This window comes from Mycobacterium europaeum (genome assembly GCF_034555895.2).
Classification (GTDB): domain Bacteria; phylum Actinomycetota; class Actinomycetes; order Mycobacteriales; family Mycobacteriaceae; genus Mycobacterium; species Mycobacterium europaeum.
In genome coordinates, this window is sequence record NZ_CP157315.1 from 1,896,843 (window position 1) to 1,919,201 (window position 22,359).

General features: G+C 68.0%; 26 protein-coding genes. 12 read left to right on the forward strand and 14 right to left on the reverse strand.

Annotation, left to right across the window (positions count from 1 at the left end; all coding sequences use genetic code 11):
* Nucleotides 1-29: 29 nt before the first annotated feature.
* Both U8D42_RS08930 and U8D42_RS08935 read right to left on the reverse strand, forming a co-directional pair.
* Complete coding sequence (locus tag U8D42_RS08930) at nt 30-320, reverse strand: hypothetical protein (RefSeq protein ID WP_322861390.1); 291 nt, start codon at nt 318-320, stop codon at nt 30-32.
* A 9-nt stretch (nt 321-329) separates the two neighbouring features.
* Nucleotides 330-728: a hypothetical protein gene (locus tag U8D42_RS08935; RefSeq protein WP_085243653.1), complete on the reverse strand. Its 399-nt coding sequence runs from the start codon at nt 726-728 to the stop codon at nt 330-332.
* Between the two features lie 211 nt (nt 729-939).
* Between U8D42_RS08935 and U8D42_RS08940 the strand changes: the two genes are divergently transcribed.
* Genes U8D42_RS08940 through U8D42_RS08950 form a run of 3 tightly spaced genes read left to right on the forward strand, consistent with a single transcriptional unit; the run spans nt 940 to nt 3,808 of the window.
* Nucleotides 940-2,208, forward strand: a complete 1,269-nt coding sequence (locus U8D42_RS08940) for a cytochrome P450 (RefSeq protein ID WP_322861391.1) — start codon at nt 940-942, stop codon at nt 2,206-2,208.
* A 24-nt stretch (nt 2,209-2,232) separates the two neighbouring features.
* A complete protein-coding gene (locus U8D42_RS08945) occupies nt 2,233-3,246 on the forward strand; it encodes an alcohol dehydrogenase catalytic domain-containing protein (protein WP_322861392.1) in 1,014 nt (337 codons plus the stop codon).
* 13 nt (nt 3,247-3,259) lie between these two features.
* On the forward strand, nt 3,260-3,808 hold the full coding sequence (locus U8D42_RS08950) for a YceI family protein (RefSeq protein WP_322861393.1): 549 nt from the start codon (nt 3,260-3,262) through the stop codon (nt 3,806-3,808).
* Between the two features lie 17 nt (nt 3,809-3,825).
* Here the strand turns inward: U8D42_RS08950 and U8D42_RS08955 are convergent, their stop codons facing one another.
* The gene (locus tag U8D42_RS08955; protein WP_322861394.1) at nt 3,826-4,932 is read right to left on the reverse strand and encodes a DUF7159 family protein; all 1,107 of its coding nucleotides are present in this window, start codon (nt 4,930-4,932) and stop codon (nt 3,826-3,828) included.
* A 622-nt stretch (nt 4,933-5,554) separates the two neighbouring features.
* Between U8D42_RS08955 and ag85B the strand changes: the two genes are divergently transcribed.
* A complete protein-coding gene (ag85B, locus tag U8D42_RS08960) occupies nt 5,555-6,547 on the forward strand; it encodes a diacylglycerol acyltransferase/mycolyltransferase Ag85B (protein ID WP_085243658.1) in 993 nt (330 codons plus the stop codon).
* An 87-nt stretch (nt 6,548-6,634) separates the two neighbouring features.
* Here the strand turns inward: ag85B and U8D42_RS08965 are convergent, their stop codons facing one another.
* Nucleotides 6,635-7,252: a hypothetical protein gene (locus U8D42_RS08965; RefSeq protein ID WP_322861395.1), complete on the reverse strand. Its 618-nt coding sequence runs from the start codon at nt 7,250-7,252 to the stop codon at nt 6,635-6,637.
* A 56-nt stretch (nt 7,253-7,308) separates the two neighbouring features.
* On the opposite strand from U8D42_RS08965, the gene U8D42_RS08970 reads away from it, so the two are divergent.
* The 7 genes from U8D42_RS08970 (at nt 7,309) to U8D42_RS09000 (ending at nt 12,115) form a co-directional block, all read left to right on the forward strand.
* Nucleotides 7,309-7,887 (forward strand): chorismate mutase, encoded by a 579-nt coding sequence (locus U8D42_RS08970; protein WP_322861396.1) that lies wholly within the window; start codon nt 7,309-7,311, stop codon nt 7,885-7,887.
* Nucleotides 7,888-7,992: 105 nt separating this feature from the next.
* Nucleotides 7,993-8,430, forward strand: coding sequence for a resuscitation-promoting factor RpfC (gene rpfC, locus U8D42_RS08975; RefSeq protein ID WP_322861397.1), 438 nt, complete (start codon nt 7,993-7,995; stop codon nt 8,428-8,430).
* 38 nt (nt 8,431-8,468) lie between these two features.
* Nucleotides 8,469-8,942 (forward strand): SRPBCC family protein, encoded by a 474-nt coding sequence (locus tag U8D42_RS08980; protein WP_142278532.1) that lies wholly within the window; start codon nt 8,469-8,471, stop codon nt 8,940-8,942.
* A 6-nt stretch (nt 8,943-8,948) separates the two neighbouring features.
* Complete coding sequence (locus U8D42_RS08985) at nt 8,949-9,779, forward strand: SDR family oxidoreductase (protein WP_322861398.1); 831 nt, start codon at nt 8,949-8,951, stop codon at nt 9,777-9,779.
* A 13-nt stretch (nt 9,780-9,792) separates the two neighbouring features.
* Entirely contained in the window at nt 9,793-10,212 is a 420-nt protein-coding gene (locus tag U8D42_RS08990) for a lipoprotein LpqH (protein ID WP_085243662.1), read from the forward strand.
* Nucleotides 10,213-10,265: 53 nt separating this feature from the next.
* On the forward strand, nt 10,266-11,597 hold the full coding sequence (locus U8D42_RS08995) for a cytochrome P450 (protein WP_322861399.1): 1,332 nt from the start codon (nt 10,266-10,268) through the stop codon (nt 11,595-11,597).
* A 62-nt stretch (nt 11,598-11,659) separates the two neighbouring features.
* Entirely contained in the window at nt 11,660-12,115 is a 456-nt protein-coding gene (locus tag U8D42_RS09000) for a nuclear transport factor 2 family protein (RefSeq protein ID WP_085243663.1), read from the forward strand.
* 17 nt (nt 12,116-12,132) lie between these two features.
* Here the strand turns inward: U8D42_RS09000 and U8D42_RS09005 are convergent, their stop codons facing one another.
* From U8D42_RS09005 to bfr, 6 genes are all read right to left on the reverse strand, one after another.
* A complete protein-coding gene (locus U8D42_RS09005) occupies nt 12,133-13,242 on the reverse strand; it encodes an amidohydrolase family protein (protein WP_322861400.1) in 1,110 nt (369 codons plus the stop codon).
* Between the two features lie 10 nt (nt 13,243-13,252).
* Nucleotides 13,253-14,605 carry a glutamine synthetase family protein gene (locus U8D42_RS09010; protein ID WP_322861401.1) on the reverse strand — a complete coding sequence of 451 codons (1,353 nt, stop codon included), beginning with the start codon at nt 14,603-14,605 and terminating at the stop codon, nt 13,253-13,255.
* Nucleotides 14,606-14,646: 41 nt separating this feature from the next.
* Nucleotides 14,647-15,534, reverse strand: a complete 888-nt coding sequence (locus U8D42_RS09015; protein ID WP_322861402.1) for a TIGR03854 family LLM class F420-dependent oxidoreductase — start codon at nt 15,532-15,534, stop codon at nt 14,647-14,649.
* Nucleotides 15,535-15,673: 139 nt separating this feature from the next.
* The gene (locus U8D42_RS09020; RefSeq protein WP_085243667.1) at nt 15,674-16,168 is read right to left on the reverse strand and encodes a carboxymuconolactone decarboxylase family protein; all 495 of its coding nucleotides are present in this window, start codon (nt 16,166-16,168) and stop codon (nt 15,674-15,676) included.
* Between the two features lie 29 nt (nt 16,169-16,197).
* Nucleotides 16,198-18,270, reverse strand: coding sequence for an MDR family MFS transporter (locus tag U8D42_RS09025; RefSeq protein ID WP_322861403.1), 2,073 nt, complete (start codon nt 18,268-18,270; stop codon nt 16,198-16,200).
* A gap of 83 nt (nt 18,271-18,353) precedes the next feature.
* Nucleotides 18,354-18,833, reverse strand: a complete 480-nt coding sequence (gene bfr / locus U8D42_RS09030; protein ID WP_007170080.1) for a bacterioferritin — start codon at nt 18,831-18,833, stop codon at nt 18,354-18,356.
* Nucleotides 18,834-19,189: 356 nt separating this feature from the next.
* Here bfr and U8D42_RS09035 point away from each other — a divergent pair, with 356 nt between their 5' ends.
* Nucleotides 19,190-19,375, forward strand: a complete 186-nt coding sequence (locus tag U8D42_RS09035; protein ID WP_322861404.1) for a (2Fe-2S)-binding protein — start codon at nt 19,190-19,192, stop codon at nt 19,373-19,375.
* A gap of 12 nt (nt 19,376-19,387) precedes the next feature.
* Here the strand turns inward: U8D42_RS09035 and U8D42_RS09040 are convergent, their stop codons facing one another.
* The 4 genes from U8D42_RS09040 to U8D42_RS09055 are packed head-to-tail and all read right to left on the reverse strand — an operon-like array spanning nt 19,388 to nt 22,269.
* A complete protein-coding gene (locus U8D42_RS09040; RefSeq protein ID WP_322861405.1) occupies nt 19,388-20,140 on the reverse strand; it encodes an enoyl-CoA hydratase/isomerase family protein in 753 nt (250 codons plus the stop codon).
* Between the two features lie 18 nt (nt 20,141-20,158).
* A complete protein-coding gene (locus U8D42_RS09045; protein WP_085243670.1) occupies nt 20,159-20,599 on the reverse strand; it encodes a TIGR03618 family F420-dependent PPOX class oxidoreductase in 441 nt (146 codons plus the stop codon).
* The gene (locus U8D42_RS09050) at nt 20,596-21,306 is read right to left on the reverse strand and encodes an EthD domain-containing protein (protein WP_322861406.1); all 711 of its coding nucleotides are present in this window, start codon (nt 21,304-21,306) and stop codon (nt 20,596-20,598) included. The genes U8D42_RS09045 and U8D42_RS09050 overlap by 4 nt, the downstream gene beginning before the upstream one ends.
* A gap of 27 nt (nt 21,307-21,333) precedes the next feature.
* Nucleotides 21,334-22,269 (reverse strand): hydrogen peroxide-inducible genes activator, encoded by a 936-nt coding sequence (locus U8D42_RS09055; protein ID WP_322861407.1) that lies wholly within the window; start codon nt 22,267-22,269, stop codon nt 21,334-21,336.
* Nucleotides 22,270-22,359 lie beyond the last annotated feature (90 nt).

Sequence of the window (22,359 nt, forward strand, 5' to 3'; positions counted from 1 at the left end):
TGGTATGACTCTAGCCCGGGCGCTGCGCGTCAGTAGTTGACCAAGCTGCGCCAGTAAGACTCGGGGATCTCGGCCCCGGAGCGCAATATTCGGGCCAAGCCCACGGCCATCGCGATACCCAGCAGGCCCAGCCACAGGCCCGCCAGCCCGATGACGGCCCACAGCACAGCGGTCACGACGGGCCACGGCGACAGCACGGCGAGGACCGGCGCGAAAAAGAATCCGGTCCCGATGTACCACGCCGAGCCGGCGCGATCCGACGCGAGGACGATGCGCAGCCAGCGCGGGACCGGGGTTCCGGAGGGCCGGCCGTCACCCATGTCAGCCGCTCATTCGGAAGGCGGGAAGAAGCCCGCCCCGGTGAACCATCCCTCCTGCCAGCCCCGCTCGCCCAGGCACAGCATGGGCAGTCCGCGATCCGACTGCGCCGCCGCCTGCGGCCCAGGGCACTTCGCCCCGGCCTGCTGCACCCCGTACAGCGGGTAGGAGATGACCCAGTACCCGGTGGTGGCGGCCGGGAACTGGTTCGGCGGGGGGAAATGGCACGCCTCGGCCTGGCCGCTGGGGCCCCGGCCGAAGATGAAGCGCTCGTAGTTGTCGCACGGCGCGCCCAGCGACGCCTGATAATTCATGCCCGGCACGTCGCCGTCGTACCCGGCGGCCGCACACGGTGCCACGCCAATCGCGATGCCCGCTGCAGAAGCGGCGCTGAGCAGTTCCCGAATCATGTTCCACCCCGCCTGTCGTCGCCGGTGACCTGCACCAAAGCATATCCATCGGGGCTCCGGCCACAAGACCGTATCCGCGGGCGGGGCGGGGAACGAGGAACACGTTCCAATTTGCCCCCTGCGATCTTGCGTCAATGCTTCCCAACCGTGGTGCGGCAATGGTTTATTTGCACAAAGACGACTAGACCACTTCGTCATCGAGGAGCGGGCCATGCCAACCGTCGAGCCAACCGCCAAGCCGGTCCCCAATCTCCCGCCCGGATTCGACTTCACCGATCCGGACATCCACGCCGAGCGGCTGCCGGTGGAGGAACTGGCCGAGCTGCGGCGGACGGCGCCGATCTGGTGGAACGAACAGCCAATCGGGGCGGGTGGATTCGACGACGGCGGCTTCTGGGTTGTCACCAAGCACAAGGACGTCAAAGAGATCTCGCTGCGCAGCGACGTCTTCTCCAGCCTGAAGAACACCGCCTTGCCGCGCTATAAGGACGGCACGGTCGGCGAGCAGGTGGAACGCGGCAAGTACGTCCTGCTCAACATGGACGCGCCGCAGCACACCCGGCTGCGCAAGATCATCTCGCGCGCCTTCACCCCGCGCGCCATCGAGCGCCTGCGCGGCGACCTCGCCGAGCGCGCCCGGTGCATCGTCGAGCAAGCGGCCGCCGAGGGCCGCGGGGACTTCGTCGAGCAGGTCTCGTGCGAGCTGCCGCTGCAGGCCATCGCCGGGTTGATGGGGGTGCCACAGGAAGAACGCAAGAAGCTCTTCCACTGGTCCAATGAGATGGTCGGTGACCAGGACCCCGAGTTCGCCACCAACGACGCCATGACCGCGTCCGTCGAACTCATCATGTACGGCATGCAGATGGCCGCCGACCGGGCGAAGAATCCGGGCGAAGACCTCGTCACCAAGCTGGTCCAGGCCGACATCGATGGGCACAAGCTTTCCGACGACGAGTTCGGCTTCTTCGTCATCCTGCTGGCCGTCGCCGGCAACGAGACCACCCGCAATTCCATCACCCAGGGCATGATGGCCTTCACCGACTTCCCCGACCAATGGGAGCTGTACATGCGGGAGCGCCCCGCCACCGCGGCCGACGAGATCGTCCGCTGGGCCACCCCGGTGACGTCGTTCCAGCGCACCGCCCTACAGGACTACGAACTGTCCGGCGTGCAGATCAAGAAGGGCCAGCGCGTGGTGATGGTCTACCGCTCGGCCAATTTCGACGAGGACGTCTTCGACGACCCGTTCACCTTCAACATCCTGCGCGACCCCAACCCGCACGTGGGATTCGGTGGCACCGGCGCGCATTACTGCATCGGGGCGAATCTGGCGCGGATGACCATCGACCTGATGTTCAACGCGATCGCCGACGGCATCCCCAACCTGGAGTCAATCGGGAAGCCCGAGCGGCTGCGGTCGGGCTGGCTCAACGGGATCAAGCACTGGCAGGTCGACTACCACACCGACGCGGCGAAATGATCTGTCGCGCATTAGGCTAAGCCGATGCCGACACATCAAGCCGTCCGGATCCAATCCGTGGGCGGCCCTTTAGAGCTGGCCGAAGTAGAAACCCGCCGACCCGGTCGTGACGAGGTACGCCTGACGGTCACCGCGTGCGGGATCTGCGGCACCGACCGCGCCTTCGTGCACGGCGGTTTCCCCAACATCACGTGGCCGCTGACCCCGGGGCACGAAATCGCCGGAACCATAGCCGAACTCGGCGAGGGTGTGGACAACTTCGCCGTCGGCGACCGCGTCGCGGTCGGCTGGTTCGGTGGCTGCTGCTACCAGTGCGACCCCTGCCGCAAAGGCATTTTCATCCACTGCGTCAACGGCAAGGTGCCGAGCTGGCACTACCCCGGAGGCTACGCGGAATCGGTGACGGTGCCCGCCAACGCGCTGGCCCGGATTCCGTCGGAGCTCACGGACGCGGAAGCCGCGCCCATGGGATGCGCCGGGGTCACCACCTACAACGCGCTGCGTCACACGAAGGCGGCGCCCGGTGACCGGGTGGCGATTCTGGGCGTCGGCGGGCTCGGTCATCTTGGCCTGCAGTTCGCGCGCGCGATGGGGTTCGAGACCATCGCGATCGCGCGCGGCACCGGCAAAGCCGAGGACGCAGAGAAACTCGGCGCCCACCATTACATCGACTCCACCAGCGGTGACGTCTCTGCCGCACTGCAGGCCCTGGGCGGCGCAACCGTCGTCCTGGGCACCGCCGGCAACGCCCAGGCCATGGCCGACACCGTCGGCGGCCTGGCGCCACAGGGCGAGTTGGTGACCATCGGCGTCACCCCGGACCCGTTGCCCATCAGCCCGGTGCAGCTGATAACGCCGGGCCTGAGCATCGTCGGCCATCCGTCCGGCACGGCCAAAGACGTCGAGGACACCATGCATTTCGCGGTGCTGTCCGGTGTCCGCGCCTGGATCGAGGAGCTGCCGCTGGCGCGGGCGGCCGAAGGCTATGCGGCGTTGGAGCAGGGCCGAGCGCATTACCGCACCGTCTTGACGATGTGACTACAGTCGGTCCGTGACCGAGCTATGGACCCTTACCCCATCCGACGGTGAGTTGTTGATCCGCACCGGCGTCACCGGCCGGGCCGCGCGGATGGGCCATCGGCTCACCATCGCGATGACGCGCTGGGAAGCCACGGTGGGGTGGGCCGGCGCCGAACCGGTCACCGCCGAGCTGGCCGTCGAGGTCGATTCCTTCGAGGTGCTGCGCGGCGAGGGCGGCGTGAAGGGGTTGACCGGGCCCGAGAAGGCCTTGGTGCGCTCCAACGCGCTGAAGTCGTTGGACGCCGGCAGGTTTGCCGGGATCCGCTTCTCCGCACGGACCATCGAGAAGACGGGCGACGGCTACCGCCTCTCCGGCCAACTCGAAATTCGGGGGAAGTCCCAAGACCATGTCATCGACCTTCGCACCGAGGATCTCGGCGACGCCTGGCGGATGTCTGCCGAATCCACCGTCCGGCAGACCGATTTCGGCGTGAAGCCGTACTCACTGCTGATGGGTTCACTCAGGGTCGCCGACGACGTTGTGGTGTCGTTCACCGCAACCCACGCGAAAGAGCCCTGAAGGGGCCAACGCCGCCGTCAGGGCTGCGGCTCGGCGGGCGCCGGCACTGCCGAGTCACCGACCGGTTCGCCGGCGTCGGCCGGTATGTGCTCGAGCACTCGCGTCAAATACGGCTGCCGGCCATCGGGGTCCGGCTGCGGTGCGTCCGACGCGGCGGGCTCCGTGATCGGTTCGCCCGCAGGCACTTTCGCCTGCGGGGTCAGCGGAGCGACGACCGCCGGCGGCGCCACGGCCTGGGCGACCTGCGGGGTCGGCGCGTGCACCGCGTGCCGCGGGGCGGAGTTGCTGGCCGGGGCCAGCTGGAAGCCCACCGCGAGCGATATCGAGGAGACGAAGGTGACCACGCCGGCGGCCAGCGTGGTCACGGCACCGGCGTAGGGCAACTTGCGAGGTGGCGCGGGCGTGGCCGCGGCTTCCGCGTCGTCCACCGCCAGTTCGTGGTCGGTGAACTCGGTGCTGCGGGCGGCGGCGAGCGCCGCGCCTCTCGCGATGGTCACCTGAGCCATCGATTGCACGAAAACCGGTACCGGCAGCGTCTTTTCGAGGTGCCAGGAGAAACTTTCGATGTCGTCGTGCGCACCGACGACCACGACCCCGCCGGGCTGCCATCCGTTGCGGTCGAACATGCCGGTCAGCCAGCGAGTCAGTCCGTCGAAGCCGCCACGCACCTGCTTGGTCGCCGTCTGTGTTTCCCCGCCGTGGGTGTCGACCATGACGACCGTCGTCGAATCGTGTTCGAGGATGCAGACCGCGGTCTGCTCGTAGCCGATGACCGGTGTGATGGCCTGCGCCAGCGTGTCGACGGCCTCGAGTTGCCGAACCGGCACCACGTTGTCGAAGCCGGCGTCGGTCAGCGCTTCCAGCACCAGCGCGGCCTGGGCGGCCGCGTCGTCGTTCCACGTCACCGCGATCATCCGCAGGCGATGCTCGGTGGCGGCCGCCTGCGCTTCGATCCGCGCGACCTCGTCCGCCACTTGCTCGGCGGTACTGACGGCGCGCGGCCCCCGGCCGGCGTCCAGCGTCAGCTGCTGATGGTCCAGGATGGTGCCGTCTGCGCCGTGCCCCTCAGCGAGGACCCACCCAATGGCGGTCGGCGTCACTGATAGCCCAAGTACCGTGTCCAAAACTCATTGCCCCAATCGGTCCCGGGTCTCCGACACCCTCACCCGCACCCGACGCGCTCCAGAAATCCCTGGTGAGGTGGTTCGTGAGGGCCGGAACGGACCGGGAAAACGTGGTCTCCATCGGCTTGCTTCGTGAGAGCCTACGCGGTCGGCGTGAGTCCGGCTGCGCCGGTTCACCTCACCGCGCAACCTGCCGGGCGGCGAGCGGCGGATGTGTCGACCGGACGCGCGGGTGAGGCAACGGTCGTCGGCGCCGGGAATCCGTGCCTTGTTGTCCCCGGGGATAAACGGCCACGCCAACGGCGACGTCCCAAATCCGCCTTTTCGGCGCCGGTTCGGCGTCGGGGCGCCGGCCGTCGTCCCCGCCGAGTCGACAATGGGCGCTTTATCCATTACCGCCTACCGCCGCGCGGCCCCGCTGCCAGGCGTTTCGGTCCGGCCAGCGCCGGTGGTGGGCGGCCGCGCCGACCGGCATCAGGCTGGCGTGCCGTTATCCGGGGTTCCAAATTCGTACGGGAAAAGTGATACCGAACTGAGATGACCTCGCGTCCCGATCGACATTCAGCCTATTCGCACGGTAAATTCCTGCTGAGACGACGATCACATGCGACAAGGGGCAGGTATGACAGATCTGAGCGAGATGGTCCGGGCCTGGGGGCGCCGGCTTTTAGTCGGTGCGGCAGCGGCTGTCACCCTGCCGGGCCTGATCGGTCTTGCCGGCGGCGCGCCGACCGCGGGAGCCTTCTCCCGGCCGGGTCTGCCCGTCGAATACCTGCAGGTGCCGTCGGCGGGGATGGGCCGCAACATCAAGGTCCAATTCCAGAGCGGCGGCAATAACTCCCCCGCGGTCTACCTGCTCGACGGGTTGCGGGCCCAAGACGACTACAACGGCTGGGACATCAACACCCCGGCGTTCGAGTGGTACTACCAGTCCGGCCTGTCGATCATCATGCCCGTCGGTGGCCAGTCCAGCTTCTACAGCGACTGGTACAGCCCGGCCTGCGGCAAGGCCGGCTGCACCACTTACAAGTGGGAGACCTTCCTGACCAGTGAGCTGCCGCAATACCTGCAGTCCAACAAGAGTGTGAAGCCCACCGGCGGCGCCGCGGTCGGCATCTCCATGGCCGGCTCCTCGGCGCTGATCCTGGCCGCCTACCACCCGCAGCAGTTCATCTACGCCGGCTCGCTGTCGGCCTTGATGGACCCCTCGCAGGGCATGGGGCCCTCCCTGATCGGCCTGGCGATGGGTGACGCCGGCGGCTACAAGGCGAGCGACATGTGGGGCCCGTCGAGCGATCCCGCGTGGCAGCGCAACGACCCCACGATCCAGATCCCCAAGCTGGTGGGCAACAACACCCGGCTCTGGGTCTACTGCGGTAACGGCACACCGTCGGAGTTGGGCGGGGCCAACATGCCCGCCGAGTTCCTGGAGAACTTCGTGCGCAGCAGCAACCTGAAGTTCCAGGACGCCTACAACGCGGCCGGCGGCCACAACGCCGTGTTCCACTTCGACCAGAACGGAACGCACAGCTGGGAGTACTGGGGAGCTCAGCTCAACGCCATGAAGCCCGACCTGCAGGGCACCCTGGGTGCCACGGCCGGCGGCGGCGGATAACCCCCGCCTGACCCGAGGTCGCTACTGCGCCCGACGACGACGCCGTCGGGCGCAGTAGCACGTCATGGCCCCTTTGCTCTGAGCGGTTCAGCGCGTCCGGGGGAATTGGTCGGTGACATCGGTCCATGTCGTGGCGTCGCGGCGATGGTCATTCATGTTCCGGCACTCGCCGTAGACCCGCAGGACCCCCAGTCGGGGTTCGTCGTCGTGGCGGTAAACGATCACCGTGACCGAGTCCCTGGTGAGCGTCCTGGCCCACGCATGATTGTTGGGCGGCAGGCCCTCGGCCCAGCCGTGCTCGCCCAGCGTCGCGGCGATTCGGGCGAAATAGGCGTCGGCCGGCGCCGCCGCGGGCACCGTGAACGTCAGGTAGACCGAGCCTTGATACGGCGGGTCGTCGCGGTTCTTGCAGGACATCAGCGAGTAGCCGGCCGACGACGTCTGCAGGCCCGTCATGACCACGACGCTCTGCGCCGCCTCGACGGCCTGAGCCCTCGACTGGCCGTCGCTGACCGGGCTGGCTGGATGCTCGAGGGCGTCGGTGGGGGTCGAATGGAGGCGATCGACCAGCAGGAACAGGGCGCCCAACAGCAGCGGAATCGCCAGCGTAACGGCTATCAGCGCGCGAATCTGCTTCGCGCGCAACGCCTTCCCGCGTAGGCTGCTATCGCGGCGCGGGCCGCGGCTGTTCATGGTCGACGACATCAGCAATTCAGGCTAACTCCGAAAGGCCCGGGTGGGCCTGCCGCACAATCATGGCTATGACCAACCGCGGGATCAGCCGTATCGCCCGCCGCTGCGGCGGCGTCATCGGTGGGATGGCGATTTTGGTCGCGTCGCCGGTGCGGGCGGACGACACGATCCCGCTCGAGGCGTTGGTCGACGCCGCGGCGCAGCGGTTGGCGATCGCCGAGCCGGTGGCCGCCTTCAAGTGGACCACCCACGGGGCCATCGAAGACCCGGTCCGCGTCCGGCAGGAACTCGCGAACATGGCCGCCCAGGCCTCCGCCCGGAAGATGAATCCCGATTACGTCACCCGGATATTCGGCGACCAGATCAGCGCTACTGAGGGCATCGAATACAGCCGGTTCGCGGAGTGGAAGCTCGACCCCGCGGCCGCACCCACCGGGGCGGAGGATCTGGCGGCGTCGCGATCCGCGATCGATGGCCTCAACCAGGTGATGCTGTCCCAGGTGGCGGCCAGCTGGGACCTGCTGCATTCGCCGGCGTGTCCGGGGCAGCTCGACCTCGCCAGCCGCGCGGTCATCGGCGCGCGCCGGCTCGACGGCCTCTATCAACGGGCGCTGGCGTTAGCAACTCAGTCATATTGCCAGCAATAATTTAGTTTTTCCTCATCGCTTTCTAACATTTTTCTGTGGCCCCGGAATAGGGGCATATCCGCAGATAGAAGGCCAATCTCGTGGCATTTTCGAATAGGTAACGCTTTGGCCACGGCCGCCGAAATCCAGGGCATGAAAATTCTCTGCAAGCCTCTCGTCAAGTCCCTGGCGGTCGGCGGGTTCGTTGCAGTGTCGATAGCTTCGTCCACCGGTGTGGCCACCTCGGCCCCCACCCCCAACTGGGACGCGATCGCCCAGTGCGAATCCGGTGGCAACTGGCACGCCAACACCGGAAACGGCGAATACGGTGGGCTCCAATTCAAGCCGGGCACCTGGGAACGATACGGCGGTGTCGGCAATCCGGCGGCCGCGTCCAGGGAACAGCAAATCGCCGTAGCCAACCGGGTTTTCGCCGACCAGGGCGTGGAGGCATGGCCGACGTGCGGCGCCGCCTCGGGCCTGCCGATCGGCTGGTACTCGCACCCGGCGCAGGGCATCAAGGAGATCATCAACGGGCTGATCCAGGCGGCGGTCCCGCACTGACGATCAACCGCCGTTGCGGTCTATGACCGCGCAGCAAGCTGTGTTTGGATCAGGCGATGGAAGGTTCGGCGACTGTTCACATGGCGGCGTCCGCGGACAAGATCTGGGATCTGATCGCAAACGTCGGCAATATCGGACGGTTCTCCCCCGAAGTGTTCGAGGCCGAGTGGCTGGGCGACGCGAATGGTCCGGCCCTCGGCGCCAAATTCCGCGGTCATGTGCGCCGCAACGAGATCGGTCCGGTGTATTGGACGACGTGCGAGGTCACCGCGTGCGAGCCCGGCCGCGAGTTCGGCTTCGCGGTGCTGCTCGGCGATCGGGCCGTCAACAACTGGCACTACCGATTGGCGCCCAGCGGCGGCGGCACCGACGTCACCGAATCGTTCCGGCTCAGCCCGGCGCCGTGGCTGGGCATCTACTGGTTGTTCGGTGGTTTTCTGCGCAAGCGACGCAACGTCCGGGACATGACCAAAACCCTGAACCGCATCAAAGATGTGGTCGAGGCGGGCTGACGCGCCGTGAAGTCGGTCTTCATCACGGGCGCCGGCAGCGGCATGGGCCGGGAGGGCGCCAAGCTGTTCCACGCCAAGGGCTGGCGGGTCGGTGCCGTGGACCGCAACGACGACGGCCTCGCGACGCTGCGAGAAGAACTGGGTGAGCGGCTGTGGACCCGCCGGGTCGACGTGATGGACAAGGCGGCGTTCGAGGCCGCCCTGGCCGACTTCTGCGCCGGCAACAGCGACGGCGGGCTCGACATGATGTGGAACAACGCCGGCGTCGGCGAATCCGGGTGGTTCGAGGACGTGCCGTACGAGGCCGCCATGCGCGTCGTCGACATCAATTACAAGGCGGTGCTCACCGGCGCCTACGCGGCGTTGCCGTACCTGAAGAAGTCCCCGGGCAGCCTGATGTTCTCGACGTCGTCGTCGTCGGCGACCTACGGCATGCCGCGCCTGGCCGTGTATTCGTCGACCAAGCACGCGGTCAAAGGCCTGACCGAGGCGCTCAGCGTCGAATGGGGTCGGCACGGCGTCCGCGTCGCCGACGTCCTCCCGGGCCTGATCGACACGGCGATCCTGACCACCACGCCCAACCGTTCCAACGACGGGGGCGCGCCGATGTCGGCGGAGGAGCTGCGCGCCGTCGCGCCGAAGAAGGGCATGCTGCGGTTGATGCCGGCGAGCAGCGTGGCGGAAGCGGCGTGGCAGGCTTACCACCACCCGAAGCGGTTGCACTGGTACGTGCCCAAGAGCATTCGTCTGATCGACTTGTTCAAGGGTCTGAGTCCGGAGCTCGTGCGACGGAGCATCGTCAAATCCCTACCCGCACTGATGCCGAAGCGGCAGTGAAGGAGGTGAACCGGTGCGACACCGGTTACCCGCGATTGTTCTCGTTCTCATCGCCGGCATCGGTGTCGCGGGTTGCGGCACGGCGCCGACGATCCCCCGCAAGGCGGCGCGCCTGATCCTCGACGGCGCCACCCACACGACACGCCCGCCGTCGTGCAGCCAGAACCAGCAGTACCGCACGATCGACATCAAGGATCACGACGGCGGCGTCGAGGCGGTGGTGCTGACCAGTGGCTACCGGGTGATACCCGAGTGGGTGAAGATCCGCGACGTCGACGGTTTCACCGGCAGCTTCTGGGAAGGCGGCGTGGGCGCCGCGCACGCCGACATCACCAACGACGCGTACACGATCAGCGGCAGTGCCTACGGCATCAACCGCAGCAACCCGGACAAAGTGGTGACGACAGAGTTCAAGATCATCGCCGAGTGCTGACCCGGCGGGGGCTGCGGGCCTAGGCTCGGTGACATCGACCGATGGAGGCGCCAGTGAAGGAACGATTGCACTGGTTGGCGATGCACGGCTTCATCCGGGGTGTCGCGACGCTCGGGGTCCGGCGGGGCGACCTGCACGCCAGGCTGATCGCCGACCCGCGGGTCGCCGCCGATCCGGTTCCGTTCTACGAGCAACTCCGGGTGGCGGGCCCGTTGGTCAAGGGCCGCGTCAGCTATCTGACGGCAGATCATGCCCTCGCCCACGAGCTGCTGCGGTCCGACGATTTTCGCGTGCTGGTATTCGGAGCGAACCTGCCGCGGCCGTTGCGCTGGCTGGAGGGCCGCACCCGCGACGCGCTGCTGCATCCGCTGCGCGCGCCGTCGCTGCTCGCCGTCGAGCCGCCAGACCACACCCGCTATCGCAAGACGGTGTCGGCGGTGTTCACTCCCCGCGCCGTCGCCGCGTTACGAGATCGCGTCGAGCAGACCGCCGCCGGCCTGCTGGATCAGTTGGCCGCCGAGTCTGGTTCCTCCGACGTCGTCGACGTCGTGGGCCGGTATTGCTCGCAACTTCCGGTCGCGATCATCAGCGACATCCTCGGCGTCCCCGAGCCAGACCGGCCGCGCGTCTTGGAATTCGGCGAACTGGCGGCACCGAGCCTGGACATCGGGCTGACGTGGCAGCAGTACCGCAGGGTGCAGCGAGGGCTCGAGGGCTTCAGCTCCTGGCTCGGCGAGCATCTGGGCCGGTTGCGCCGCGCCCCGAGCGACAATCTGCTGAGCCAGCTGATCCAAATTGCCGAAAGTGGCTCCGCGGAAACATATTTGGACGAGAACGAACTTCAGGCGATCGCCGGACTGGTGCTGGCGGCCGGGTTCGAGACCACGGTCAACCTGTTGGGCAACGGGATCCGTATGCTGCTGGACGCGCCCGACCGCCTCGATGCGTTGCGGCAACGACCCGAGTTGTGGCCCAACGCCGTCGAGGAGATTCTGCGGCTGGAGTCGCCGGTACCGCTGACCGCGCGGATGGCGCAGGGCGACGTCGAGCTGGCCGGCACGCCGCTGCAGCGGGGCGACTTGGTGATTGTCTATCTCGCCGCCGCCAACCGCGACCCGTCCGTCTTCGACGACCCGCACCGCTTTGACATCGAACGGCCCAATGCCGGAAGGCATCTCGCCTTCTCCGGGGGCCGGCACTTCTGCCTGGGCGCGGCGCTGGCGCGCGCCGAGGGCGAAGTCGGGCTCCGGGCCTTCTTCGACCGTTTTCCCGAGGTGCGCGCGGCGGGTGCGGGAAGCAGGCGCGACACGCGCGTGCTGCGGGGTTGGTCGTCTCTACCGGTGGCACTGGGGCCGGCGCGGTCGATGGCTCGCGTGAACGGCTAGGGATTCACGCTGTTGACACCGGTGCGGTTACCGAGTTTATTTACGCTATGACAGACACTTCTATGATCTCGGTCGAGGACGCCGTGCTCGGGCTGTGGCGGGCGCTGTCGCGACGGGACTGGGACGCGGTCAAGACGTTCCTCTCCGACGACTGCCTTTACGTCGACATGCCGGTGCCCGCGCTGGCGGCGCGCGGACCCGAAGACATCGTCAAGCGGCTCAAGATGGGTCTCGAGCCGCTGGCGGGCTACGAGAACCACGACGGCGTGCTGCTGTCCAACGGCTCCGACGTGATGTACGAGCATTCCGAGACCTGGACATTCGCGTCGGGCGAGCAAGGCGTGCTGCGATTCGTGACCGTTCATAAGGTCGCCGAGCGAGACGGCGCGGCCAAGATCACTGTCTGGAAAGACTATTGGGACATGAACAGCCTGGTGGCCTTCGCTCCCCCGAACCACTTCGAGAACCTGGCGAACGCCGACACCAGCTGGGTGTTCGACGCGACCGGGTTGGTCTGACCGGGCATCATCGCGGGTCAAAGGCGGTAGAGTCCGGCGGCGTTGTCGTGGGCGATCAGGTCGACCACCCGGAGGGCGTCGCGCTCGTTCCAGTCGTCGTCGGCCACGAAATCACCCAGCACGCGTTGCATCGCCCTGCGCCACAGGGCCGCGCCGAGGAAGTGGAGTTCCGCGGGGCCGAACCCGTCCGACGAGTAGAGGATCTTGCGGAACGGCGCCAACTCCAGGAGCCGGGCCACGAACGCCGGTGACCGCGCTCCGAGCTGGTTCACGCTGAGCCCGCCGTCGAGGTAGACGTTGTCGAAGGCCTGCGCCAGGTATCCGGCCTCGCGCTCGTACGGGTAGCAGTGCAACAGCACGATCGGGGTGCCCGCGGACTGGCGCAGGAAGTCGAGCAGCAGCAGCGGGTTGGTCTTGTGCAGGTCGCAGTCCCGGTCGCCGAGGCCGACGTGGAATTGCAACGGCTTCCCCAGCCGCAGCGCCCGGTGCAACCCGAAACGCAGCAGCACCCGATCCCGTAACCGGGTGCCGCCGCTGTCACGCCACCGTCCGGCCGCCTCGGCGACCTGCGCGGCCGACGGTTCGCTCAGGTCGCCGTCAAATCCGCCGCGGTAGGCCAGGATCGACTTGGTGCCGACCGCCGTAGCCGCGCGCAGCGCAAGGATCTCCTCGAACGCCGCCGCGTATTCCCCCGGCGCCTGCGCGGCCTGTTCGGCCACCTCTTCGAGGCGGACCACCTCGTGGGCGCGCCCGCCGGACAGCTCGGCCATGCCGGCCGGGCCGGCGGTGTCGGCGCCGATTCCGGTGTCCACCAGCCAGTCGCTCACTCCCGCGGCCGGCAGGAACATGCGGGCCAGCTCGGACTCACTGAACCGGCTGCGGTGTTCCCAATACGATTGCGGATCAACGTGTTTGGGCAGTCCCAGGACAGGGCCGCAGTGGGCGCGCACCGCAAAGCCGAGTTGGGAGTCGAAACCCGGGCCCGTGCTGGGTTCGGTGTTCGCCTCGTTGAGCGCGTTCTCGAACCGCCGTAGATCCCCTGCCGCCAACCAGCAGCCGTGGACGTGGTGATCGACCAACGTCACTTCGCCGATGCGCTGGGCCAGCGCCGAAGGGTCAGACACCATGGCGGGGCCGTCACACGCTCCAGGCCATGCGGAACCTGTCCGCCAATTGCTCGGTGTAGAGATCGCCGTACCGCTCGTGTTCCAGCCGGCGGACGGCAACCACCATGTCGACCGCGGGGTCGCCCAGAATTCTCCGCATCAGCTCCGAGCTATCCAGTGCGGCAATCACTTCGGCCTGCCCCCGGTGTAGGCACGTGATGCCTTCGCGATGGCGGTCGGACTCGGACAGGGCAGCCGGGTCGATGGTGATCTCCGGTGGTAGCGCGGCTTGGCGGTTGATTCCATCCAGGGCCAGCCCCAGGATCGCCGCCGACGCCAGGTAGGGGTTGGCGGACGGGTCGACGATCTTCACCTCGACGTTGCCGCCCCGCGGGTTGCCGGGCCCACCCGTGATGAATCGCACCGCCGCCTCGCGGTTCTCGGTTCCCCAGCACGCGTACGCCCCGGCCCAATTGCCGGGCTGCATCCGCAAGCCGGACACGATCGACCCGCACAACACGCCCTGTGCCTCACGCAGTCCGGCAACCACCCCCGCGACCGCGCTCTCCCCCGCAGCCGTCATGCCCTGGGCGCCCGTACCTCCGGAGAACAGCGGTCCCTCCGGCATGGTCAGCGAAAAATGCTGGTGTGCACCCGATCCCACGCCACCGGCGAAGGGTGCGGGCGACAGGCTGACGCGAACCCCGTGACGGCGCGCCACGCGTCCGAGGACGAGCCGTAACAGCACGAGTTGATCGGCCGCGGCTACCGGAGGCTGTGGCGCCAGCGACAGTTCGAACTGGTTGGCGCCGTACTCAGGATGGAACTGCTCGATCGCGATGCCCGCCGCGGCCGCCGACCGGGTGACCTCCCGGACGAACGCTTCGTGTTCCAGCACGCCGGCGAGGCCGTATTGCGCCCACAGCGTCGAGGGGAGGCGGCCGCCGTCGGGGGCGACCAGAAGGAATTCGACCTCGTGGCCGACGATGGCCTCGATCCCGGCCTCGGTGAGCGCGGCCTCGATCCGGCTCAGCGTGCCGCGGGCGCAGGCGGGAATGGGTGCGCCGTCCTGGGAGAAGAACGCGGCGGGCGCCCACGCGAGCCCGTCGCCGACGAAGCGCAGCGCCGCCAGGTCGATGCGGAGGCGTTGGTCGCCGACCACGCCGACATCGCGGGTGAAGGCGATGCCGCTCTGGTCGATCGCGAAGGCGTGCCACGAGGGGCTGGCGCCGAGGCCCGGTTCGGCGAACGCGCTCGTCCGCCGGATCGGAACCGTCTTGGCCAGGGTGAGTCCGGCGGGGTTCACGACGGTGCCGACCACGGTGTCGACGCCCTGGGCCTCCAGCTCGGCGATCGCGGCGGCGGCAAGCGGTGTGCCGGTCATGGCAGTCATTGTGCAGGGTCGCGGTGCTCCGGCTCGTGAATTCAGTTCTGCCGGCCGGTCAATTCGGTGACGAACCGATCGAGGAAGGCGTCGACCGGTGCGCCGCCCGCCGGGCGGATGACGAATTTGGTCAGTCCCGCGTCGATGTAGGCGTCCAACTGCCGGTGCAGCCGGTCCCAGCCGACGGCGATCAGCTCGGCGGGATCGACGTCGGGGCGACGCGCCCGGGCGGCTGTGGCCAGCGCCGCGGGCAGCTCGCCGGACCCGTCGACGACGGCCAATGAGATCCCGAAATGATCGGGGTCTATCTGCCGGCCGGCCTGCTCGGCCGCGCGTTCGATCGCCTCCCGGCCCACCCGCGCCTCCGCCGGGGTCAGGAAGCTGCCCAGCCAGCCGTCGGCAAGCGCGCCGATGCGCCGGAACGCCGGCGGCGCGGAGCCGCCCAGCCAGATGTCGAGCGGAGGGTTCGGCCTGGGCATGACCCCGGCCCCGCTGACGGTGAAATACCGGCCGCTGTAACGGGGCGGATCCTCGACCAGCACCGAGCGCAGCACCCGGAGCGACTCGTCGAATACCGCGGCGCGTTCCCCGTCGGGAACCACGAACACCTCGCGCTCGGCGGGTATCGCCGACCGCAGGCCGAAGACGGGCAGAACCCGCTTCGGCGCCAGGGCCGCCAACGACGCGAGTTGCTTGGCGACCAGTACCGGGTGCCGCCCGGGAAGCACGGCCACCGAGGTGCCGACCTTCAACCGGGTCGTGCGGGCCAGTGCGTACGCCATCCCGACCGCCGGATCGACCGCCGGCGTGTACACCAGCTCGGAGAACCACAGGGAGTCCACCCCGCTGGCTTCCAGGTGATCGACGATGGGCGCCAATTGATCTGGAGCGGTGTCCGCGCCCAGGCCGACGCCGAAGCGAATCTTCACCCGTGGAGCAACACCGTGGTGCCGCGCTTTGTGCCCACGAGACATAAACGTCTGCGACGTTTTCCGGCGGCGTGTCGTCGCCGCCGTTTATGTGTCGTGGCGCGTTGTGCCGGACGGAGGAGCCGAAGGCGCCCGGCGGCTATGCGCGGCTGGGAATGGTCAGCTTGCAGGCTTGGCCGATGTCGAGGGTCCGCAACACTCGGCCCATGCCGACCCACAGCGCGCACGACAGTGCCAGGTCGGCCAGCAGTTCGTCGGAGAAGTGTTCGGAGCACCGGCTCCAGAAATCCTCGTCGTCGCGCAGGGCGGTGTGGTCGGTGGCGAAGCGGTCGGCGAACTCGGCCGCCAGCCGCTCCTGGTCGGTGTAGCCGGGCCAGGTGCGCCACTGCGTGGCGTGGTCGTACAACTCCTCGTCGACACCGGCGGCGGGCCCGTCTTCGTCGCGGGTGTTGACGCAGACGACGCATTCGTTGCGGTGGGCGATCACCGCGCGGGCCAATTCGCGGGTGCGCAACGGCAACCGGTTCTTGGTGTAGACGGCCTGGCTGAAGCCGCCGAGGGCGCCGCCGATGTCAGGAGACTTCGCGAACCAGCCGGCCAGGTCGTCGTCAGCAAATGTTCCGATTCGGCTCATGGCGTGATGGTACGCCCGCGCCGCCCTTTTCAGGGTGCGGGCACCGGGATCTTCGTGGTGGGACGGTCGTCGTTCCAGTCCCGTTGCGCGAGAACGCGGCCCGCGACTCGATTCAGTGCCGCTTCGACCGCGCGACGATCCGGCCGTCCGTCGAATCCGGGTGACCGGGCGAGCTTGTCGACCAGCCAGCCCACCAGCAGCGAGTGCACGTAGTCCACTTGCTGTGCCCCCGCGGGTGTCAGCCACATCTGGTCGCCGTCGCCCTGGGCGTATCCGGTCGCGATCAGGCGCGAGAAGGTGGGCTCCAAGACCTCGAAGGGTATCCGTAGATAGTCGGCGATGTCGGTGAGCCGGGCCGTGCCGTACATCTGTCCGTAGCGGTTGATGCGTAGGACGCCCCACAATCCGGCCACGTCGAGCCGGCAGTCGGGTCGCATGGCGATGCTGCGCAATCGCATGCCGGGCACACCGCGCAGCATGCGTTCGACCGCGCCCTCGAGTATCTGATCCGGTGTCTCGGTGTTCGGCATGCCGAACGCGTCGCCGAGATCGATTGTGCTGTCGTGCATTTCCCGCAGGGGGACCTCCCGCAGGAACAACGCCAGGACGAACCCCGCAACCGCGACCGGAACCGCCCAGAAGAACACGTGGGTGAGCGACTCGGAGTAGGCGGCGACGATCGGAGCGGCCGCCTGGCGGGGCAACCGGTGCAACGCCTCCGGCGACGCGGCGGCCGCGGCCGGCGCCCGGCCGGCCGCCAGAGCCGGGCCGATCCGGCTGTGCAAGAAGTTGGTGAACAGTGAACCGAAGATGGCGGCGCCGAACGAGCTGCCGATCGTGCGGAAGAAGGTGACGCCGGAGGTTGCGACGCCGAGGTCGTCGAAGTCCACGGTGTTCTGCACGATCAGGACAAGGGTCTGCATGCACATCCCGATCCCGGCGCCGAGGATGACAAGGAACAGCGATTGAACCACCACCGATGTCGAGGGGTCCATCCTCGACATCAGAAAGAACGCCACCGCCATGACGGCGGTGCCGGCGACGGGAAAGACTTTGTATCTGCCCGTGCGGCCGACGATGAGGCCACTGCCCATCGAGGTGGTCAGCATCCCGATCACCATCGGCAGCGTGCGCAGGCCCGACGTGGTGGCCGAGACGCCGTCGACGAACTGCATGTACGTCGGCAGGAACGTCAGGGCGCCCAGCATCGCGAACCCGACCACGAAGGACAGGACGCAGCACACCGTGAACACCGGACTGCCGAACAGCCGGGTCGGCAGGATCGGCGCGGCGGCGCGGCTTTCCACCCAGGCGAATACGCACAACGCGATTACCGAGCCGACGAACAGGCCGACGATCGCGGGCGATCCCCACGGGTAGGTGGTCCCGCCCCAGCTGGTGGCCAGTGTCAGCCCGGCGGCGCCCAGGCCGACGAACACGATGCCGGTGTAGTCGATGACCGGTTTGGTGCGGTCGGACAGCGCCGGGATGGCGGCGGCCGCCACGAAGAACACCACGAACGAGATCGGCACGTTGATCCAGAACGCCCAGCGCCAGGTGAAGTGGTCGGTGAAGTAGCCACCGAGCAGCGGACCGATCACGGTCGTGACGCCGAATACCGCGCCCATCGCGCCTTGGTAGCGGCCGCGGTCCCGCAACGGGATCACCTCGCCGATCAGCGCCATGGCGGTCACCATGAGCCCGCCGCCGCCGATGCCCTGCAGCGCGCGTGACGCGACCAGCATGCCCATCGAGCTCGAGAGCCCACACAGCACCGATCCGGCGACGAAGAATACGACGGCCGCCTGGAACACCCGCTTGCGGCCGAACAGGTCACCGAACTTGCCGACGAGGGCGGTGATGATGGTCGAGGCGAGCAGGTAGCTGGTGACCACCCACGATTGATGGCCTGCGCCACCAAGATTGGCGACGATGGTTGGCAACGCGGTCGCCACGATCGTCTGGTCCAGCGCGGCCATCAGCATGCCGAGCAGGACCGCCACGAAGATGAAATTGCGTCGCTGCGGGTCGACCGCGACGTCCCCGGGTCCCGAATCCGAAGCGCGGCCGGCCGGAGCCGCCGCTGGTGTCGCCCTCGTCATGCCCGCCTTCCCACGGATTTCGATGGTATCGAGTGCCCACGGTCAACCCGTGGCAACCAAAACCGCGAAAGGCGCGTGCGGTGTTAGCTTGGCGGCCTCGAGACGCACTGTGCCGAGTAGAGCTCCACGCCGAGCTTGTCCATCAGCTCCAGCTGTGTCTCGAGGTAGTCGATGTGCTTCTCCTCGTCGGCCACGATCTCTTCGAGCAGGTTGGCGCTCGTGGTGTCCTGCTTCTCGCGGCACATGATGATGCCGGGCTTGAGCCGGTCCATCACCTCGTACTCGATGGCCAGATCGGCCTCGAACTGTTCGCGCAGCGTCTGGCCGATGCGCAGCGAGAACAGGCGCTGGTAGTTGGGCAACCCGTCGAGCAGCAGGATGCGGTCGGTGATCGCCTCGGCGTGCCGCATCTCGTCGAAGGACTCCTCCCGGGTGTGCTTGGCGACCTCGGTGAATCCCCAGTTGTCCTGCATCTTGGAGTGCAGGAAATATTGGTTGATCGCGGTGAGTTCGCCGGTCAACTGCTCGTTGAGCAGGCGCAAAACGTCGGGATCCCCTTGCATGTTCACTCCCCTACGGTGACGGTGAAAACGGTGGTCATTCTCGGCCCCGGGCCGGACGCGCTGGGCTGCGGCATCATGGCTGGCCGTACCCGCACTTTGCCACGGCGGGGTGCAATCTGCCAGCAAGGTATGGCTGTGCTCAGTGTGTGTCGCGTGGTAGCCGGAGGCGAGATGTTGCTGGCGAGTAAGGTTAGACTGCGCTAACGAACTTAGGTTAGACTCAACTAATACTGGGTCTCGGTTCGGCACTTTCCGGCCACCCCGATGACACGGGATGCCGAGAGGGAGGACGAAGTGCGCTCGCTTGGCCACGCCGCCAACCAAGGGAACGCCGCCCGCATGCAGGGGCCGCGCTGATGTACGTCTGCCTGTGTGTCGGCGTCACCAACCACACCGTGTCCGAGTTGGTCGCGCGCGGCGCCTCCACCTCCAAAGAGGTCGCCGCCGCGTGTGGCGCCGGGGGGGACTGCGGGCGCTGCAAGCGGACGCTGCGCGCGATCATCGCCGCGTCGACAAATCTCGAGACCGCTCCCTCGCATTGAGGGGGCGCCCGCTCAGCGGGCCTTGTTGAAGTCCGCCAGGGCCGCGGCGTTGGCCTGCGCGCCCATCAGTTCGGCGAAGTGAGCGTTCTCCCGCGCGCTGGCCGCCGCGATCTCCGGACGGACCGGTTCCATCATCGTGTGTTTGACCGCCATCAAGCTCGAAATGGGGCGGCCGGCAAGCACTTCCGCGTGACGACGGGCTTCGGGCAGCAGATCCTCGGGAGCGCACACCCGCCAGACCAGACCCATCCGCAGCGCCTCGTCGGCGTCGACCCATTCCGACGACATCAACAGCCAGGCCGCGTTCTGGCGGCCCACCAACTGTGGCAGCAGATAGGACGAAGCCGCTTCCGGTGCCACGCCCAGGCTGGTGAACGGGCACTTCAGGCGGGCCATCGACGACATGAATGCCAAATCCGCGTACCCCAGGATCGTGGCACCGATGCCGACACCGACGCCATTGACCGCGCAGATGAGCGGCTTGGGGAACGCGCTGAGGGCATCGATCAGCCCGGTGAAGCCGTGCCGGCCCGGAGTGAAGTCCGGATCGGTGATGCGGGCCTGCATTTCGGCGAGGTCGGTGCCGGCACTGAAGCCGCGGCCCGCCCCGGTCAGCAGCACCACGGCGACCTCGGGATCGTCGGCCGCGGCCAGCAGCGCGTCCGCGGTGGCGTCGTAGAGGGCTTCGTTGAATGCGTTCAGCGCCTCGGGCCGGTTCAGCGTGAGGGTGCGCACCCGCTTGTCGTCGTCGATCTGCAGCGTCACGGCTGCAGCCTAACGAGGTCAGCCGTTGCCGTAGACGCGGGTGGGCGCGACCAGTACGACGGCCCGGCGCTCCCCGGCCATGACGCGGTCGTAGGTGTCCCAGTCGTCGTGGGTGCCGCCCGCGGCGGTGAACACCTCGCGAAGCAGCAGCCGCAGCCGGTCGGGGGTCAGCCACGGCTGCGGGTCGTCGGGGCCGGCCAGCTCCGCGCGGCCCTCGACGGTCACCCACCGCCATCCGTTGCGGAAGGTGATCGCCAGCTGCGGCCGTTCCCGGAGATTGCCCAGTTTGACCTTGCCGTAGGTCGTGAAGCCCAAAACCTCCCGGCCGTTTTCGGGGTGCGCGAGCAGGCCGACGTTGACCAGCGAGGCCTGCACGGTTGTGTCGGCGCGGACGGTGGACACCACCGCCAGCCCGTGTTCCGCCGCGGCCAACGCGACGGCGTCGCGCAGTGTTGTCACGTGAGTTCCTCGACGAACGGGGTCCGGAAGACGTAGCGGCTGGTGGGGACGGTGTCGATGTTCTCGTTGGCGCCGAATGCCGTGGTGCTGGCAACCATTCGGCCCAACCGGTCCTGGAGGTCGGCGTCGTCGGCGGCGCCGAAGAACGCCTTGAGATCGGTGATGGCCTCCGCGGGGAACAGCTCTTCGACGATGCCCGCGATCTCCGGTGCGTCGGGGGTCAGCGTTCGCACCACCCAGTTCTGGGTGTAGCCGAAGGTCGACTGCGTCTCGATGGCCACCGAGGTGTGGTCGCGCTGCCACCGGGTCAGCCAACTGTCCCGGTCCAGGCCGGCGGGCCGGCGCAGCAGCGCGATATTGGCCAACCCCGCGGTGCGGGCACCGGATTCGGTCACCGGCGCCTTCAGCGGGACCGACTCGGTCACCAGGTACGCGGCGAGCTGTTGGCACTCCGCCTCCAGCAGGGTCAGCGCCGCGGCCATCTGCTCGCCGTAACACTGTTGGGTCCACATGCTCACCACCGCCGCGACCGGGGGGTCCAACGTGGTGAGCGTCATCAGTGAGTGGCGCACCGCGTCGTCGCGGACGTTGACCGACAGCCCCGGCAGGCGCAATTCCAACAGGGCATTGGCGACGGGCCCCCGCTGGCGGGCGCACCACTCCTCGTCCGAATCGGAACGCATGAGCACGGCGATGACCTTTTCCATAGGCAGAACCTACCGCCGGCGACCGCGCTATTTGACCAGCCGCACCTGGTGCTCGCCGCTGACCAGGGTGCCGATGGTCTTGGCCAGCTGCCGATAGGACTCGTCGCGTCCGCTGGACGAGCGGTACACCAGGCCGATGCGCCGCCCGGGCCGGGGGGCGGCGAACCGCGCCAGGCCGAGCCGGCTTCGCGTCGCCTCGACCGGCACCGCGCTCTGCGGGATCAGCGTGACCCCCAGCCCGCCGGTCACGCATTGCACGGCGGTGGCCAGCGACGCCGCGCGGGTGTTGGCCAACTCCGCTCGCACGCCCGCCTTGTGGCACACCTCCAGGGCCTGATCGCGCAGGCAGTGCCCCTCTTCCAGCAGCAGCAAGGGCAAGTCGGCCAATGCCGTCGCCGGCACCCGCCGTTTTCCCGACAGCGGATGCCCGGGCGGCAGCGCGAGGACGAAGTCCTCGTCGTAGATCGGGACCGCGGTGACACCGCCGGCGTCGACGGGCAACGCCATCAGCGCCGCGTCCAGCGCTCCTTCCCGCAGCACCGTCAGCAGCCGCTCGGTCTGGTCTTCGGTCACCCGCAAGGTCATCCCGGGGAATTGCTCGGCGAGGCCGGCGAGCACGGTGGGCAGGACGTAGGGCGCCACCGTCGGGATGAGCCCCAGCCGCATCCCGGCGCGCAACGGATCGGATGAGCCCGCGGCAGCGGCGGAGAACGCGTCCACCGCCTCGATCACGGCCTGGGCGCGCGGCAGCAGCTCCGCGCCCTCCGCCGTCAAGAGGACACGCCGCGTCGAGCGCTCGATGAGCCGGGTGCCGAGGCCGGTCTCCAGCGCCGCCAGCGCCTGCGACAGCGTGGACTGACTGACACCGAGACTGGTTGCGGCACTGCTGAACTGACGCTTTTCGGCGATCGCGGCGAACGCGCGGAGGCCGGCGATGGTGGGCTGATAAGTCTTATCGGGCATACCTATTAGTGTAGTGGGAAATATCACCTTTACTTCAGCCTGGGTGAACGGCACTATGGGTGACGACCGCTAATCTTGAGTAAATCCAAT